This is a genomic window from Colwellia sp. MB3u-45, assembly GCF_014077005.1.
Classification (GTDB): Bacteria; Pseudomonadota; Gammaproteobacteria; order Enterobacterales; family Alteromonadaceae; genus Cognaticolwellia.
The window spans coordinates 37,388-54,868 of the sequence record NZ_JACGVC010000036.1; the positions used below are offsets into that span (position 1 = coordinate 37,388).

The window sequence follows — 17,481 nt, forward strand, 5'->3', positions numbered from 1 at the left end:
AAGTTTTTAGCGCATTGTGTTATCAAAACCTGCAGTTTACATCAGATAATTTTTAAACAAAGGTGAGCTTAGCTCACCTTTTTCTGTTTAGGTTGAGCAATATAACTTGAGCCATTGAGCCATTGATGCTTTTAGCCATCGAAGTTTCTTTGGCATTAGCAGACCTTTGTAGCTCGATGTCAAAGAACGCGATGCTTAGTTAACTACTTTACTGCCATTTACCATGCTAATAACTTAACTAAAACGCTTAAATAAGTCGTTCAATTAGCCAATAGATAGCGATAATAGCAATCGCAACATTAAGCGACAGTACTAACCTTTTTTGATACCAAACTTTACTCCTCAAGGGATATAAACACATAAAAGCGAGGGCAATAACCGTCAGTTGTCCTAGTTCAACGCCAATGTTAAATGAGATCAAACTCAAGGCATATTGACTCTGCGCTAATCCCAGATCGCCTAATACCGAAGCAAAACCTAAACCATGTAACAAACCGAAGGCAAATATTATCGGCATACGTGCATAACTAGTGGTATTTGTTTGTGCTCGGTAAATATTTTCAACGCCTACATAGACAATAGATAAGGCAATGAGTGGCTCTACAATTGCGCTGGACAAGGCTACAACACCGTAAATACCTAAGGCAAGGGTAATGGTATGCGCTAGGGTAAATGCAGAGATTTGCCATAGTAAAGTTGAGCGACGTTTAGCAAAAAGTAAAAGGGCTAAAACAAAAAGAATATGATCTAAGCCCAGTGGCAGTATATGAACAAAACCCTGATAAATATAATCAGTGGCAAGTTTTATTCTTGTAGGTACTATGGCGTTACTTGCCGCTAAGTTGGCGTTGGCTAAACTAATTTTATAACGGTTACTTAGGGTTGCTGAACGGATGATTTCTTGCTGTGGTCGAATCACTTTCAGTACAATATCACCCAATAATGGCGAAAATCGCACGGCAACTTCATCCACCCCTTGTGGAATATCTCCGGTTACGTTTAATTGTGCTTTATATTCAGCTAAGCCGGCTTGTTGAGATAATATTCGCTTTAAATGCTGTAATTGTAAGCCTTTAAAGGGCGCGATATTGTGCTTTAGGTTTTGTTCAATGTTCCTGTCTATGTTCCCGTCTTTATTCGCGTCAATGCTCCCTTGAATATTTTTATGCGCATTTATATAAGTAAAATGCAGACTAGTTTGTTGGCTCAAAATAACTTGCAGATGTTCGAGTAGCTTTTTTTGTTCAACAAACGAGTGCTGATTGAGTACGCCAATCACCTTAGCGTCATCACCTGAGATTTCTAGATGTTTTTTTAGTAAATGCAGCAAGTCTACCGTAACAACAAGTTGATAATGTTCACTGTTATCTAAGGATAACGTTGCCTTATTAATATCATCACTATGGGCAGAGCTAGCACATGAAAAAAGTGCTGTGGTAAATAAGATAATAAAAATATATAGCGGAAAAAGTGCTCGCGTATGCAAAATAAAAACCTTTATGGTGAGAAAAAAATAGCGCTAAGCTATCGCATCTTTTATAAAATTAACAGTGATTTTAAAATGAAGAGAATACTTCTACATTTATATATCACGACTTACCTCTCCTTTACCTATTTTTTACTACTAGCTAGCGCTTATTAATGGACAAACATAAAAGCTAAACCTAAACCTAAACCTAAAGCTTATTGTTTATCATGCCGAAGGAAAGTGACAAACTTTGCGATATATTATGATTTAGAGCAAAAACTTTAAAAATAATATAAGCCAAAATGTTATATCGCAGATTATAATACTGTGGGCAACACTTCTGCTTTGCTAAAATTTAAATGATTTAGCAAAGCAGAGGGCCTTATTCGTTACTTATCAGCGCTAATTTATTCGCTTAATAAGATCAAATTGATACCTTAAAAAGCCAATAAACAGCCGAGTTAAGTTTGAAAATAGTATAAGCCAATAAAACAGCCATTTTAGTCATTGGTCAACGCTAATAACCAGAACAATATTGAGTTCATTAGGTACTTATGTTTAAAAAAATATTATTAATTCTGTTACTTTCATGTATTTCTGCGACTGCTTGGGCCTCAGGTCACGGCAGTATTGATTTAACCAACTCGATATTTGGTTTCACTGCCCTTATCTTATTCTCAATCGCCTACCTACTGGTTATTGGCGAAGACGTTATCCACTTAAGAAAATCAAAACCTGTGCTTGTTGCCGCCGGTGTTATTTGGTTAATTATTGGCTGGGTATACACCCAGCATGGAGTGCCCTTAGAGGCAGAGGAAGCCTTTAATCATAACTTACTTGAATATGCGCAGTTATTATTATTTCTTCTTGTGGCCATGACCTACATTAACGCGATGGAAGAAAGAGGTATTTTCGATGGCTTGCGTTTATGGATGGTTTCTAAGGGCTTGAGCCTTAGATCGTTGTTCTGGGTAACCGGTATTTTAGCCTTCGCTATCTCTTCATTTGCTAACAACTTAACTACCGCCATGTTGATGTGTGCCATTATATTAAAAGTGGCGTCGAAGGATAAAAAGTTTATCAATATAGCCTGCATTAATATTGTTGTTGCGGCTAATGCGGGCGGTGTATTTAGTCCGTTTGGCGACATTACTACTTTAATGATTTGGCAGTCAGGGCTAGTTAAGTTTGAACAATTTATTGTTTTGTTTATTCCCTCAGTGGTCAATTTTTTAGTACCCGCCATCATCATGAGCTTTTTCATTTCCAATGAAAAGTCGACGCCAGTCGTCAGTGAAGCTTTCCAAATAAAGCGAGGCGCAAAAAGAATTGTCGCACTTTTTGTGCTGACCATTGCAACAGCCGTGTTATGCCATAGTGTGGTTAATATGCCACCCGTGTTAGGTATGATGATGGGATTAGGTTACTTAAAATTCTTTGGTTTTTATTTACGTATGAGCCTACCACGCTCTTTAGATAAAAAACGTAATAAAGCCGAAGCTGAAAACGATGCAGAAGCATTGAAAAAGCTTGGCAATATTATACCTTTTGATATTTTTGACAAAATAGCACGGGCAGAGTGGGACACCTTACTGTTCTTTTACGGCGTTGTTATGTGTGTGGGTGGTTTAGGCTTTATGGGCTATTTAAGCTTAGTTTCAGAGGCCTTGTACAGTAACTGGAGCCCAACTTACGCCAATATTGCCGTAGGTGTATTATCAGCCATTGTTGATAACATTCCGGTAGTGTTTGCGGTGTTAAGTATGAACCCAGTGATGGATCTTCAACAGTGGTTATTAGTTACCATGACCGCAGGGGTTGGCGGCAGTTTGTTGTCAATTGGCTCAGCGGCAGGTGTGGCGTTAATGGGGCAAACCAAAGGTATGTATTCTTTTATGGGTCACTTAAAGTGGAGTTGGGCTATTGCCCTAGGTTACGCGGCAAGTATTGGCGTACACTTTCTGATTAATGGTTAATATGTTTTTCAGTTTAGCTTAACTGAAAAACATATGGTGTCGAACTAGCTATTGTTACTACGCCTAAAGCGTAGTTAACCTTAGCTAGGTTGCCGCTTAATATAGTAACTAATCACTTCAATGAGTAACCAGAAAAGGGGCTTGGCTCTATTTAATCACTCTTTAACTCAGTCTTCATTTTAACAATTCTTTGAGGCAAATTGATGCTTTGACTACGGCCTACGCCCATTAGCATTCAACATCTTATAATGATTTATATTGATAATTTAAGCCATTTCTTCATTGTTTGATTTTACTATATTGACGCTAGCTTAATAAATGGTAAAGTAACTGTGTTTATATACAGTCATGGTCTGTATTGTTATATCTTACATTAATTAATTAATTTATTTATATGGCATGGTAAATGTTTAAAGATAAGCCACCGCAAAAAAAGATAATTCATATCGATATGGACTGCTTTTATGCCGCGGTTGAAATGCGTGATAATCCCCAGTGGCGTCATGTGCCTATTGCTGTTGGTGGCAATGGGCCGCGTAGTGTGTTGTGTACTTGTAACTATAAGGCGAGAGAGTTTGGTGTGCGCTCTGCTATGCCAAACGCAAGGGCGAAAGCCCTTTGCCCTGAACTGATTATTGTTAATGGCCGTATGTCAGTTTATCAGCAAGTATCGCAACAAATTAGCGCCATATTAGCCCGCTATACTGATTTAATTGAACCTTTATCGTTAGATGAAGCCTATCTTGATGTGACTGATTCGCCGTTGTTTTATGGTAGCGCTACCTTAATTGCCGAACAAATACGCCGTGATATTTATAACGAGCTTAATCTCACCGCGTCGGCTGGTATTGCGCCCAATAAGTTTCTAGCTAAAATTGCGAGCGATGAAAATAAGCCCAATGGCCAATGTGTGGTTACGCCAGAAAATGTCAGTGCTTTTGTGGCTAATTTAGCGCTGAAAAAAATCCCAGGCATTGGGCCAAAAACCAGTGAAAAGCTAAAAGCTTTTGGCTTTGAAAGCTGCGCCGATGTAAGAGCGAGTTCGGTAGCAAAACTACACACTATAGTCGGTAAATTCGCTAACGTTATATACCAACGTAGCTTTGGTATAGATGACAGAGCACTTGAAACCTCACGGGTGAGAAAATCACTGGCAATTGAAACTACTCTGGCAGACGATATTGACTCCATTGAACAATGTCAGGCGATATTAACAAGTTTATTTAGTCAACTGCAACTGCGCTTAGCCAAGTATGCTGATCGTGAAATTAGCAAACAAACGGTAAAAATTAAATTTGCCGACTTTCAGCAAACAACGGTTGATATAAAATCAAAAGCTTGTCTTGAAGCTGTTTTTATTGAATTATTACAAAAAGCTATGACCCGATCTAATAATCGAAAGGTGCGTTTGATAGGCTTGTCATTGGGTTTTACTGAGCAACACAGTCATGATAAGCAAAGTCAGCTAGCCTTATTTTAGTCTTGTGTTGTATTTTTGTTAATTTAGTGTCAGATTTTTATTGCCTTTGAAAAGTATAATGCAAGGGCAAAGTGATCTAAGTACGGTCAAATAGAGTAAAACAATACATATCAACTAAAACAATACATATCAACTAATACCCATACCAACGACAATTAAATGACAGAAGTTTAGAGCTATTAATAGGATTTAACCTATGCTTTGAATTCTCAAGTTTAATCATATTAAAAATGGCGGAAAATCATGTTAAAAAAACTTTTAGTCAGTGCAGTCGTGAGTACATTATTGAGTGTTTCATTGCATGCGCAAGAAATGGCTGATGCCGATATAACTGTGCAACCCGCTGCAGGCGGTGTTTATATGTTGCAAGGTCCAGGTGGTAATATTGGCGTGTTAGCCACAGAACAAGGTTTGCTATTAGTTGATGATAAATTTGCCCCATTAGCTGAAAAAATTGAAGTAGCAATGAAAGGTATTGAGAATAAAGCACTTAAATATATCATCAATACGCATTATCACGGCGACCATACTGGCAGTAATCAGTTTTTTTCACATAAAGCGCCAATTTTTGCCCATGAGAATGTTCGCAGCCGGTTGAGCAGCAAAGCCGACCATGAAGTAGAAAGTTTGCCGGTGGTAACCTACAAAGATGGTATTACTATTTATTTAGCTAACGAAGAAATTCAGCTAACACATTTACCGAGCGGCCATACTGACGGCGATACCTATGTTTACTTTAAAAAAGCGAACGTATTACATACCGGTGACTTATTTTTTGAAATTGGTTTTCCTTATATCGATTTAGAAAGTGGTGGTAGTGTTAAAGGCTATTTAGCCAATGTTAAGTACATGCTTAAAAACACACCTGACGATGTGGTGATCATTCCAGGCCATGGCAAGTTAACCGACAAGAGCCATATGCTAGCCTTTGCGACAATGATGGAGTTTAGTATTAATAAAGTGTCTGCGGCACTTGCTGCCGGAAAATCTGAACAGCAAATACTTAACGAAGGTATGGGTGAAAAATATCAGCATTTGTCTTGGGAATTTATTTCTGAAGAGAAGTGGCTGAAAACCTTGGTTGCTGACTTAAAGTAATAGTTTGCTGACTTAAAGTCATAGGTGCTGAGTCAAAGTGATAGGTGAGTTATAATTCTTGGCCGTGTGAATAAAAAGTCCAACAAAACTGAACTCAGCTAACCGACTAGAGATAATTTACCTATAAGGGCTTTTTAATAGCCCTTTTTTTATGCGTAGAATTTACAGGTTGTAAGGTATGTTTGGGGGGTATGGCCATTACTCAATGATCATAATTTTTGCATCACTAACGCCTTATCGAACTTAACGTTTGTGCTTAAGTTACTTAAACATTAAAGTGAAAAATAAGATGATTTATTAACATAATTTTAGCTTACTTAAGCTTGCTTTAAGATTTGAGTAATAGAATGACATTATAAACTTTTCAGGAGATAGTTATAATGTTAAACACAATTTCAAGCCATCAAGTACACGAGATAACTTCAACTGAAAAATATCAAGATTATTCAGTTAATTTGACATCGCCTGAGCTGTTGTCAAACAAGACTACGCCAAAGCCATACTCACCAAGTACCAATTCACCAAGTGCCCACTCAACAAGTAACAATTCACTTGTTAAGCAAAAGTTTAATTTTGATATTCAAGTTGCGGCCTTGGGCAGTAAGCAAAGAAGTGAGATTGAGCAATTTATCAAACAAGGTTTCCTCAAGAGTTATCAGGCGAAAGTTTCAGTGACTATGCCTCATTTGTTGGCTCTGTGTAATGGTACTTATAAGGCGGCTTTAGGCATTCGTAGTGGTCAAGACGATTTATTTATTGAGCAATACCTTTCCGGTGCCATTGAGCAACAAGCTGTGTTTGTAAAAAATAATATCGACAGAAAAGATATTGTCGAAATAGGCCATCTTTTTAGTAATAATCAAAGGTTCACTCTGCCATTATTTATGATCACAGCCGTTTCTTTGTTTTATCTAAACTATAAATACATGGTGTTTTCAGGTACAGAAAAGGTGGTTAATTTAATGGCTAAATCAGGAGTGCATTGCACTCACCTTGGTGACGCTTACCAGAATAAAATTCAAACATCGACTGATGATTGGGGCAGTTATTATGCCACTAATCCAAAGGTTATTGCGGTGTCGTTATCCGATGTTATTGCTTTGATAGACCGACTGCCGATGTATCAAGCAATGTTTAAATCACTTGATAAACAAATTGCCCAAACATGTCAGCAACTAGGTTAAACAACTTTTAATTTATATGATTAATAAAAAGGTATTACCATGAAAAAATTCACATTATTAACACTCCTTTGTTGCCTTGTAAGTAACGTATACGCGAATAATATCAGTAAGCTTAATTTTGATGACGCACTACTCGCCATACAGCAACAGTGGGTAGAAGCTAATTATGTTAAAACTCAAAAGGAACAAAAAAACGATTTTACCGAGTTACAGCAGCAATCAAAACAACTAACGGTTGAATTCCCTGACCATGCCGAAGCTTGGATTTGGCATGGTATTGTACAATCTAGTTTTGCGGGGGCAAAAGGTGGCTTGGGAGCACTTTCTTTAGCCGATGATGCTAAAAGTGCTTTTGAAAAAGCTTTATCTCTGGATGAAACCGCCTTACAAGGCTCTGCTCACACCAGTTTAGGTATTCTTTACCTCAAAGTACCTGGCTGGCCACTGAGTTTTGGCGATGATGACAAATCTGAACAACATCTTAAAGCCGCTGTAAAAATGAATCCTACGGGGATTGATATTAACTATTTCTTAGCTGAATTTTATCTTGAGCAAGACCAGTATGAAAAAGCAAAAGAGCACCTATTATTAGCACAAGCGGCTCCACAGCGAGTTAACCGAGCCAGTGCTGATAAATTTAGACAGCAAGAGGTTTTAGTTTTACTTGCCAAAGTGAATAAAAGTATAGCGAAGCATTAAGTTTAATCGTTAAGCATGATTTTAACAGCTTGAAAGATAATGGTTTCAAGTTGTTTTTTTCTACAAGATAAGTGATAGGCGCTGATGCTATGGCGACTCCTCAGCATCTTATTAGTCAATAAACCGTTGAGGTATCGCGAAATGATAATTTGTATTAAGTGTAGAAGCCAAATAAAGCTAGCAACATTTTTTCAATGTAAGCCTACTTATGCCGTTAAGCATATAATGGTCTGCTTTGCCGCCAATACACTTTTGAATTATTAACGATCACTTTGTGCGCTTTGCGGAAGTACAAGTTTGAAATTTCGAGTGCTTGTTAAGGTCAACTGTTCACCCGTTAGTTGACCTTGTTAGGTCGACAGCTAACTTCAAAAATTTGCATTTACCTAACGTTATTTAATTTGTTTTGAGACTCATTTAATGATCATAAAAAGCAAATACCCCTCTCTTATCTACCTCCCTTATCTACATCTCTTAGCATCCAATCTATGGGCGCAGAATTTAGGATATACAAACACCGCATTGTGGCCAATATTTTGAATAACATCAGTTAAATCTATGACTTATTAATAAAGGTAGCTATATCTTAAGTTAATACTATCCTTTATCATCCAAAATAATATAGATAAAGCCTTTAGGATACATATGAATAAGCACGGAAATTTATTTACAACCCTTTTTATCATTCTATTTTTAGAATCAGTAGTTATGGCTTTTGTATATAATACATTTTGGGAAACATTTATTATTGGCCTACCTGCCGCTTTAGTTCCTATCTTTTTGATTAAAAATGCAATCAATAGTGAGTTAACTAAACATGCTACGGCAATAGCTGTGATAATTTTTGCATCCTTACATATTCATCAAATGAATGGCCTAATTGAAGTCCATTTTGAAATATTCATTTTGATGGCTTTTTTAATTATCTTTAGTGATTGGAAAGTATTTATATCTGCTTTATTAACGATTGCAGTTCACCATGTATCTTTTTATTTTCTACAATTAAATAACGTTGGCGTTTATATTTTTGATAATGATAGATTACTATTTTCCACTGTAGTCATTCATGCCGCTTATGCTCTTGTTGAAGCAATTATTGCCGGGTATATTGCAAAAATGTTGTATGACGATAGTGTTGTGGGTCAAGAGTTATCAATAATTACCCAACAACTCACTGAAAATAAGAATTCAATAGATTTAACCATTCGCTCTACATCAAATGATAATGTGATTTTACAGGGTTTTAATCAATTATTATCTTTACTTAATAATGTGATCGTAGATGTAAAAAAACAAGCTCAAGACTTAGTGAACAACTCTACAAACTTAACCTTAGTACAAGCCACACTCGTAAGATCATCAAATATAAGACAAGATGAAACAGACGTAATAGCTTCAGCTATTGAAGAAATGGCGGTTACCGTGTCGTCTATTGCCCAAGATACTTCAATGTTAAGCCAGCAAATGTCAGAAGCAAATACACTGACACAAGCTACAGGTTCAAACATTTCAGATATTAACAGTATGAATAAAACATTAACGAAGGCATTATTTCAAACGAGAAGTGAAATAGAAGAGCTTACAAAGTCTAGTGAAATGATTACAACGGTACTATCTGAGATTACAAGCATTGCTGATCAAACTAATTTATTAGCATTAAATGCGGCTATTGAAGCGGCTAGAGCGGGTGAACAAGGTCGAGGTTTCGCAGTGGTTGCAGATGAAGTGAGGGCATTAGCCAATAGAACGAAAGAAAGTACTGATAAAATTAGTAAAACAACGTTAGAGTTAAATAACTATTCTAAAACATCCACTGAAGCAATGAAAAATTCTATAAAAATTGTTGAGGATGTCATTAAAACCTCTGATTTAGCCAGTAGTAATATGGATCAAGCTTTAACGTTAGTTGCTCAAGCAAGTGACATTGCAATATCTGTTGCCGCCGCAGTCGAAGAACAATCAACCACAACGGATAGTATTGCTGAAAGTACAGAAAACATGAGGGTTTCAAGCCAAGATGATTTAAAAAACATACAATCGTTGTCAAATGAAACTGAAAACATGAACGTTTCGATTATGTCATTAGAAAAAAATATTGAAAGTTTTAAATAAGCAAGCCAATTACTTCCATTACATTCTGTTTGCTGTTTGGATCATCGGTACTATTATCGCGGCAATATACTTTATTAGTGCGCGATTAGTTATGTTTGATCCAGATGGCAAATTAAAAGGAATGGATGGTAATGATATTATAACGGCGTTGGTGAACTCAGCAGTTTTAAAAGATAAAACATTGTCCAATACGATAATTCATTTTAGTGATTCAAACTGTCGTTGCGCTGCTAATAGTGAAGATCATAAACTTTTAATAAGTACCCAAGCTGAGCAAGATGGTTTTAATGTATTAAATTTATCTATATCTAACAGTATAAGTCATATAATTCCATCCACACCGTCGGCATTAATTATTGATGCAAAAGGAAAATTAATCTATTTTGGGCCATATTCTGAAGGACTTGATTGTTCGTCCTCCAATAGTTTGATAAAAATAGTGTTAGATAATTATAAAAAAGGTTATAACGCCAAATTAATACTTGCTCAAACTAAAGGGTGTTATTGCAATGTATAAACAAAATATTATTGAAAGAAAGTTATATCATCTATTTTGCGGTGTTCAACCATGTCCGCTGTAGATCAAAACATACAAATTTCATCAGTATAAATTTTCAAATGCTAATATCACGAAAGTGGCATCAGTTAGCGATCAGTTGTCTTAAATAGTGACTGATAGCTAGCTTGCGCTTAACGTATAGCAGGGTCAGCTGCCAATTTTAGTTGATTTTTCCTATTTAGTGTTTCCATCTTTATGTAGAGGGCTCCCACTTTATTCGACTGCTATATTAAGGGTAAAGTTAGAGAAAAAATCACACTGAACTACTATTGGCATATTTTTTTATAATAGGTAATTGTTTTATAATTGATTGACTAACAAGTGAGGGAAATAATTGGTTGATGCGAACAAAAAGCTTTTCTGGCCAACCTATGTAGCGTTCTTCACTTGATTGCATGATCAAGGTGAGTAATTCTTTAGCCACAGTTTCGGCTGAATCGACAGCGCTATTCAGTTCAGCATTTAATTTCTCTACCTCACTAGTATTTAAACTCGTTTGAGTGGCGCGTGGAGCAAGATATTTAACCCGAATATTACTATCGGCTAGTTCTCTTGATAAGGTTTGGCTAAAGCCTCTTAAAGCAAATTTACTAGCACAATAAGCCGTATAGCCAGGAAAACCTATACTGCCATAAGTAGAGCCAATATTGATTATTTGTGCCTTGTCGCACTGTTTAAGTAAGGGCAATAACGCTTGGGTTAATTGCATGGGGGCGATAGTGTTAGTCGTCATAATATGACTTATTTCACTTTCGCTAGCTTGTTCAAATAACTTAAATTGACTCACCCCGGCATTGTTGATCAATACATTAACTTCAAACGGCAATAAGGCTAATTGTGCAATTAAGTCATCACGTTGTGCTGGCTGTAAAATATCTACCACAAAGCTAACCACTGAGTTTTTGGCCTCTGGATTTGCAGCTAATAATTCGGCTTTTAATTGCGCTAGTTTCGCTTGATTTCGACCGACTAAAACCAAGTTAGCGCCAGAGCTAAACAATAGTTGGCTAAACGCTTGCCCAATGCCCCCGGTTGCGCCAGTAAGTAAAATATTATTATTGGTCATGGTGTTGCTGAATTTATTGGTCATTTGCAGAGCCTCTGGTCATGTGGTTTATAGCATTAGGTAAAAATATTGTTTAAGGTATTATTTAAGGTATTTTGTAAAAATTAAGGCCTAGTAACCCATACCAATAAAAAGTGCTCTGTCGCTTAAGTTGCCAGTAATAGCTCTACGACCATGCAATACGCGTTTATTGTTAATAACGACTATATCGCCATCTTGCCACTGAATTTCTTGAGTATATTTTTCAGCAAGCTCAGCGGTTTTTTTCATTAATGCTTCACTCACTGGCTGACCATTAGCAAAGCTATAATTGGGTTTTTCATAATTAAAAGACGGACCTAACAGGGCGTTAGCAAAGGCGAATTGCTCAGTTTGGCTTTCTGCTTTAAACGCTCCTTTGCCCGCGCCTTCGTTAGCAAGGCCCTTAATAGGTAAACAAGGCTGAATATCTAATGCGTAATCTAAACTATCATCAGGGTTTATTTTCCCTCTTTGATCTTGATTAATCGCTATAAAATCAGCTAAATGTTTTTCAGTTACCTCAGCTAGACAGTTAACTTCTGGGTGTTGATTAACTACATACTGGCGCCAAAGGTGGGAAGGTAAACGTCGTGAAACAGTCACCGTTTGCTGCCATGCTTGTTGTAACTGTGCCGACATATTTTGAAAAAGTTCAGCACCGTCGCACAAGGTAGTTTGAGAACCCTGTTTAGCGCTTTTTTCACTATAAAAAGCCACCAAGTTAGGCGGAAAAGGCGTATTACCATTTTCTATATGTAAACCTACTGCTTCTGTACCCGCATTAACTTTTTGGCTAGATTTATCAGCAAATTCACGTGCGGGATCAAAAGTTAGCTCATGACAAAACTGTTTTAATAATTCACTAAATTTTGGCAAGCTAGCATCAAACCCACGCAGTAATACCCAGCCGTTATCATTTAACTTTTGTTTAGCTTGGTTAACCACTTCAATATTATTTAGCGCTGTGTGGGTGGTAGCCGAAATAATGTTTGTCATACTGATGTCCTAATAATAAATACGGTTAAATTATGAATAAAGTGCAGCAAGTTTGTCTTCATAGAGCAAGGCAATATTTTTTCTTTTTATACGTCCGTTACTGGTAAGCGTATTGGACTGAGTACTAAAAGGGGCATCAGCTATTAACCAATGATGAATTTGCGCATAATCGGGTAAGCTTTTATTACACTCATCAATAGCGTTTTGTATCGCAAGCGGGTTTTTATGACTGGCAACCACTACCGCTGACAAAGTAGGACGAGCTTCACCAAAAACCGCTACTTGCGCAATAATTGACGACGACGTTAAGCTAGCCTCAACCCATTCAGGAGAAATGTTACGACCAAAACTACTGACAATAGTGTTCTTTTTTCTGCCTGACACATAGATGAAGCCATCAGCATCGATATAGCCTAAATCACCGGTATGAATTTGTTCAGGTACTGGATTTAATTCACCTAAATACCCTAGCATTGCCTGACCATCAATAATGATCTCGCCATCAGCAGCAATACTTACCTGCACATGAGGTAGTGCTTTACCAACACTGCCCACTTTATTTTGTTGGGGTAAATTAAGACTGACCACCGAACAACATTCTGATAAACCATAGCCTTCATAAACAGGTAAGCCACTATCTATCGCTTGTTGCAAAATAAGTGGCGATGTTTTGCCTCCACCTAGCGCGATAAACTGTAAGCTGGCGCATTGATCTAAAACGTCTTTATTTGCTGCATGCACCAAGTATTTTAATATTTGAGGTAATAAAATAACGCTGCCAACCTGATGCAAAGCAATTTTGTTGACTAATTTTTCAATATCGAATTCAACATTAGACACAAAACCTAGCGTGGCTAATGGCGCGGTTATTACGGCTCCACCTCGAAGTAAGCAAATATATACCCCGGCAATATTTTCTAATAATGTCGCTAACGGCATAACGCATAAATGATCTGATCTGGGCATTTGAACCATTGAAGCTTCAATGCCTTCACACACAGCCGCAATGTTTGCACTGGATAAACAAACCCCTTTAGGCGCTCCGGTAGAGCCTGAGGTATAAGTAATTTTAGTCACGGCATTGATATCGTTAATCGCATTAATTTCACGATCAAGGCGGCAATCGCCCGATAGAGGTAATAACAGGGTGTCAGTAAGTGGTAAAAGCATAGCTGCGGCGTTATTCGCAACAGCAAAATGTAAGTGCTCGTTACTGCTAAGCGCTAGCGTTAAAGCTTGCTTGGTTATAATGGCGTCTAGTTGTGCGCTTTTCGCTAAATGTCCAACTTGTGCTGGCGTAAAAAATAGTGGAATGGGTACCAAGGTCACGCCTAAGCTAGCGGCGGCTAAATCACAGATAATCCACTCTGAGCAGTTATCCATATATAGCCCAATGCACTGCACTTTTTCTTGGGTAAAAACCGCGGCTACACTCGCTATTTTTTGCCATAATTGCTGATTAGAAATGATGTCTTGATGATCACCCGCATCGGTAATTAAAGCAGCTTGATGAGGAAAAAAATCAGCGCGCGAGCGTAATACTTGAAACAGTTTTTCCATGATACTTCCTTTCAATGAATCCATTAGGATTTGATTAAAGCAAGTATCTATGACAAATCTTAACGCAGTCTTAAGTGTGAGATAAATTTCTCAACATAAAGAAGAAAATTATGCCTTGGGTTTTTTTTACTTGATGCACTGGTAGCTATTGGCTTCGTAGGTAAGTCAAACCATTGCAAAAGGGGCTGTTAATTATCTAGTTCTGTGATGGCCTTTACTGGCTAAGCGCGTTATTCAGTTAACTCATATGCAGCAGTAATATTGATTTTATCTTGTGTATAGTGGTAAATATTTAACGTTTTAGTACTAGGTTGTCCAGTGCTAACATTTGCCTTATATCAGGTCTGTTTAAAAGCAATAATTAAATTTATAACCAGATATGCCATTGATTTAAGTTGGTTTTTCAGGTTACCCTTGTTTGCTCTAGGCTTAAGGTTGTGTCTATTTTTTAGCTTCAATTGCTGTGACCTTAAAATCAATTCCTTCATAGAAATCTCCGGTATCTCCAGGCAGCACGTTAATGCTCAGAACATCTTTAGCAAGCGTAATTTTTTCACTGCCTAAGTAATTTATTCTTAGGTTATATTTTCCTGGCTTTAAGTCCTGTAAAACAAAAAAACCGTCATACTCAGGGCTTACGCTACTATAGTAATTACCATTTTTTTCCACAACTATCTCAACATAGCTAAAAAACTTTTTACTTATGCTAGCGGCTATTTCTGGTAAATAAATAGATCCCATAACCAAGGATAAGGGGACAAGTCCGACAGATAGTTTTTTACCAGATGCGGGGATCAGCTCGATAACTTCAGCACTATTCGCTCTTAGTGTTGGATCAACCATAATACCAGAATAATCATAATGCAGCTTGTTACTGCGATAAGGTGATATGTTGCTGAGATAAAAACTACCCGCGCGGTCGGTTTTTACCTTATTTTTACCTATAGCAACACCCACACCCACAACAGGTTCCTCATCGATATCTTTTTCCCCATTGGCATTTTTATCAACAAAAATTCTTCCTTCGAGATAACCATTATCTGGATATTTGGCGTGATTGGTTAGAAAGGGTTTTTTCATATTGATCACGGTTTCATAACTCGCTCTGACCTTGTGCGGCTGAGCTCTTTTACTATCGTAATCCGCGTCTATCTTGAAAAAATCGTTAAATTTATATTCAAAAGTTATACCGAGGGTAAAATGATCACTTTTGTTATAATTTACCTCAACACTATAGGCAAAGTTTGTCTGCTGATGTAGTCTTTTTCTTAGCCTAGCGATATATTGCCATTTAGCCTCACGGCGCTGGTTATAGTTGGCATTGAGATTATAGGTAAAATCTCCCTCATTATAATCAACATCTATTTTGACTGTGTGGTTATGCTGTTGCTCGCTTTGTTTTTGTACCGTTTTGCCAAGGTCTGCTTTAATGCGCAGTACTTTGTTAACATCATAACTTACGCCGGTGTTATATATATTTTCGGTATGGTCTTGATATTTTTTATTTGAAAACCTAAAAAAATAATCACTTCGGCCATAATTGCCACTAATCTCAACTTGTTGATAGCGGTCTTTGTTTTCATCTTGCGCCAATAGGTGACTAAAACGCTCATAGCTGTAGAATAATTTATGGGAAAAAATTTCACTGCTCAATTCGCCAATATAGCCCTGACTTCGGTCTGCAAGAGAGTCATAATAAGAAAGGTTAGCCACTAAGGGGACAAATAAAGTTGAAAAACGGTATGCTAGTTTATGCTTAGCATATTGATAAAGCGTGTCTTCATTGCGGGTATTATAATAGTCAAAGTAATAACTGAGATTATTGCTTACACCGTAGGAAATCCCATAGGTTCGATCATCCCAAGCCTTATTTTCTGCTTGTGGATTTTGCCCATAGAAAAAGTTGTAGTCCCACTCTCCCGCATTTAAAAAGTCATTACCCTGCATTACATTGACAATTTTTTCTGTTAGTAAGACACCATTTCGGTCGAATATCTTTATTGTAAAGGCATCGTTTTGACTTCTCATTTCTAGGGTAAACTCATACTCGACTCCCTCGATACGCTGATAGTCAGCGACCTTACCATTTTGATAAATTTCAACCATAGCGTTGGCGGCTGCTCTCCCTCTAATAGTGACGTTTTGTCCGGAACGCGTCACGGTATAATCGTTGTCACTAATGGATAAGCCACGAATGTTGCTGTTGTAGCCCAGCAGGTTATTGCCACGGATATAATTGTCTCCAATAATGAGCGTTTTATCCTGTAAAATATAAGGATATTTTAGGCTAATATTAGCGAGGTTTTTATTGGGATAAAGGCTATGCCTGATATTAAAATCACCATAAAGCAGCTGCGCACTATACTCAAGGTCAACATTGCCCTTGTTTTGCTCTGCCCCATTTTTAAAGTAGCTACTTATATCATTAATGTCATAGCGCAGCTTAAGCATACCAAAATCGATGAGCTTTCTGTCCTCTTGCATAAAGAAGTCTTTTTCTGGTGTGGCAGACTGACTGTTTTTCTCTTCTTCGATACCTCGCTTTCTTCTTTGTGCCGCAATCCGGTAGTCTAGGGGTAGGCTAAAATCGGGTGATATTACTAAAGTGTAACTTTCTGCCCGCCACTGAACCGCCTTAATAGGCAGCAGCTCACTGATCCCCTGAGGGTCCAAATAGATCTGGCCATCTATGATGATGGTGTTTAGATTAGTAAGCTTTTTTGTTATATACCTTGCTTTGCTATCTGGAAAGAGACTAGCTGCCATAAAGAGTTTTATGTTTTCACCTTCAATGGACAATTTGCTATATTCGCGCAATTCACTAAAGGCTATAAAATCCTTGATTGCAATATAAATGCCGCCATCATAATCACTTTTGACCTCGTAGAACTCTTGCTTTAGGTAGCGACCAACTTTGAGGGTGATCATATCGTCAAAATACTCATCCTGTGTATTGGCGAAAGTGGGATGAATAAAAAGCAAGCTGTATAGCATGAGGAAAACTGGACTGATTAAGCCTGTGGGCACTTTTTGAATGGCCGAAAAAAACATTACTAGGCTATCAGGAAATTTAAGCAACATTTTTAGGCCGCTAAAACGTATGTAAGCTGCAAAGGCGCAGGTGTTAAAAGGCATAAAATGTAGTAATTAAAAGCGCTAACGTCGTAGCGTGACTTTTGCAAGGAAGATCGCCTGTAGGTTATTAAAAACTAAGGTGCTTTGATTTAAATACGGTTACTTAGAGTGTCGCTAGGCCAATATA

Annotated in this window: 12 protein-coding genes; 7 read left to right on the top strand and 5 right to left on the bottom strand. The window is 37.4% G+C overall.

The genetic code is table 11. The features are described from left to right. Nucleotides 1-247: 247 nt before the first annotated feature. Nucleotides 248-1,486, bottom strand: a complete 1,239-nt coding sequence (locus H4J41_RS02175) for a HupE/UreJ family protein (RefSeq protein WP_220460873.1) — start codon at nucleotides 1,484-1,486, stop codon at nucleotides 248-250. A gap of 536 nt (nucleotides 1,487-2,022) precedes the next feature. Here H4J41_RS02175 and nhaD point away from each other — a divergent pair. The 7 genes from nhaD (at nucleotide 2,023) to H4J41_RS02210 (ending at nucleotide 10,534) form a co-directional block, all read left to right on the top strand. Continuing rightward, complete coding sequence (gene nhaD / locus H4J41_RS02180; protein WP_182135077.1) at nucleotides 2,023-3,444, top strand: sodium:proton antiporter NhaD; 1,422 nt, start codon at nucleotides 2,023-2,025, stop codon at nucleotides 3,442-3,444. 406 nt (nucleotides 3,445-3,850) lie between these two features. Continuing rightward, the gene (gene dinB / locus H4J41_RS02185) at nucleotides 3,851-4,924 is read left to right on the top strand and encodes a DNA polymerase IV (RefSeq protein ID WP_182135075.1); all 1,074 of its coding nucleotides are present in this window, start codon (nucleotides 3,851-3,853) and stop codon (nucleotides 4,922-4,924) included. Nucleotides 4,925-5,167: 243 nt separating this feature from the next. Next, nucleotides 5,168-6,022, top strand: coding sequence for an MBL fold metallo-hydrolase (locus H4J41_RS02190; protein ID WP_182135073.1), 855 nt, complete (start codon nucleotides 5,168-5,170; stop codon nucleotides 6,020-6,022). 380 nt (nucleotides 6,023-6,402) lie between these two features. Continuing rightward, nucleotides 6,403-7,206 (top strand): thermostable hemolysin, encoded by an 804-nt coding sequence (locus tag H4J41_RS02195; protein WP_182135071.1) that lies wholly within the window; start codon nucleotides 6,403-6,405, stop codon nucleotides 7,204-7,206. 39 nt (nucleotides 7,207-7,245) lie between these two features. Further along, a complete protein-coding gene (locus tag H4J41_RS02200; RefSeq protein WP_182135069.1) occupies nucleotides 7,246-7,905 on the top strand; it encodes a tetratricopeptide repeat protein in 660 nt (219 codons plus the stop codon). 645 nt (nucleotides 7,906-8,550) lie between these two features. Further along, complete coding sequence (locus H4J41_RS02205; RefSeq protein WP_182135067.1) at nucleotides 8,551-10,017, top strand: methyl-accepting chemotaxis protein; 1,467 nt, start codon at nucleotides 8,551-8,553, stop codon at nucleotides 10,015-10,017. Beyond that, the gene (locus H4J41_RS02210) at nucleotides 10,001-10,534 is read left to right on the top strand and encodes a DUF6436 domain-containing protein (protein ID WP_182135065.1); all 534 of its coding nucleotides are present in this window, start codon (nucleotides 10,001-10,003) and stop codon (nucleotides 10,532-10,534) included. The genes H4J41_RS02205 and H4J41_RS02210 overlap by 17 nt, the downstream gene beginning before the upstream one ends. Before the next feature lie 295 nt (nucleotides 10,535-10,829). Here the strand turns inward: H4J41_RS02210 and H4J41_RS02215 are convergent, their stop codons facing one another. The 4 genes from H4J41_RS02215 to H4J41_RS02230 all read right to left on the bottom strand — a co-directional run bounded on the left by H4J41_RS02215 (nucleotide 10,830) and on the right by H4J41_RS02230 (nucleotide 17,300). After that, nucleotides 10,830-11,666 (bottom strand): SDR family oxidoreductase, encoded by an 837-nt coding sequence (locus tag H4J41_RS02215; protein ID WP_220460874.1) that lies wholly within the window; start codon nucleotides 11,664-11,666, stop codon nucleotides 10,830-10,832. A gap of 87 nt (nucleotides 11,667-11,753) precedes the next feature. After that, the gene (locus tag H4J41_RS02220; protein ID WP_182135063.1) at nucleotides 11,754-12,659 is read right to left on the bottom strand and encodes a TauD/TfdA family dioxygenase; all 906 of its coding nucleotides are present in this window, start codon (nucleotides 12,657-12,659) and stop codon (nucleotides 11,754-11,756) included. Between the two features lie 30 nt (nucleotides 12,660-12,689). Then, entirely contained in the window at nucleotides 12,690-14,219 is a 1,530-nt protein-coding gene (locus H4J41_RS02225; protein ID WP_182135061.1) for an AMP-binding protein, read from the bottom strand. 441 nt (nucleotides 14,220-14,660) lie between these two features. After that, nucleotides 14,661-17,300 carry a hypothetical protein gene (locus H4J41_RS02230; RefSeq protein WP_259364462.1) on the bottom strand — a complete coding sequence of 880 codons (2,640 nt, stop codon included), beginning with the start codon at nucleotides 17,298-17,300 and terminating at the stop codon, nucleotides 14,661-14,663. Nucleotides 17,301-17,481: the final 181 nt, after the last annotated feature.

Bases quoted from the DNA above. Each gene is read 5' to 3' on its own strand.
- nhaD (WP_182135077.1), top strand. From the start codon at position 2,023: ATGTTTAAAAAAATATTATTAATTCTGTTACTTTCATGTATTTCTGCG.
- H4J41_RS02225 (WP_182135061.1), bottom strand. From the start codon at position 14,219: ATGGAAAAACTGTTTCAAGTATTACGCTCGCGCGCTGATTTTTTTCCT.
- H4J41_RS02205 (WP_182135067.1), top strand. From the start codon at position 8,551: ATGAATAAGCACGGAAATTTATTTACAACCCTTTTTATCATTCTATTT.
- H4J41_RS02215 (WP_220460874.1), bottom strand. From the start codon at position 11,666: ATGACCAATAAATTCAGCAACACCATGACCAATAATAATATTTTACTT.
- H4J41_RS02200 (WP_182135069.1), top strand. From the start codon at position 7,246: ATGAAAAAATTCACATTATTAACACTCCTTTGTTGCCTTGTAAGTAAC.
- H4J41_RS02195 (WP_182135071.1), top strand. From the start codon at position 6,403: ATGTTAAACACAATTTCAAGCCATCAAGTACACGAGATAACTTCAACT.
- H4J41_RS02190 (WP_182135073.1), top strand. From the start codon at position 5,168: ATGTTAAAAAAACTTTTAGTCAGTGCAGTCGTGAGTACATTATTGAGT.
- H4J41_RS02220 (WP_182135063.1), bottom strand. From the start codon at position 12,659: ATGACAAACATTATTTCGGCTACCACCCACACAGCGCTAAATAATATT.
- dinB (WP_182135075.1), top strand. From the start codon at position 3,851: ATGTTTAAAGATAAGCCACCGCAAAAAAAGATAATTCATATCGATATG.
- H4J41_RS02230 (WP_259364462.1), bottom strand. From the start codon at position 17,300: ATGTTGCTTAAATTTCCTGATAGCCTAGTAATGTTTTTTTCGGCCATT.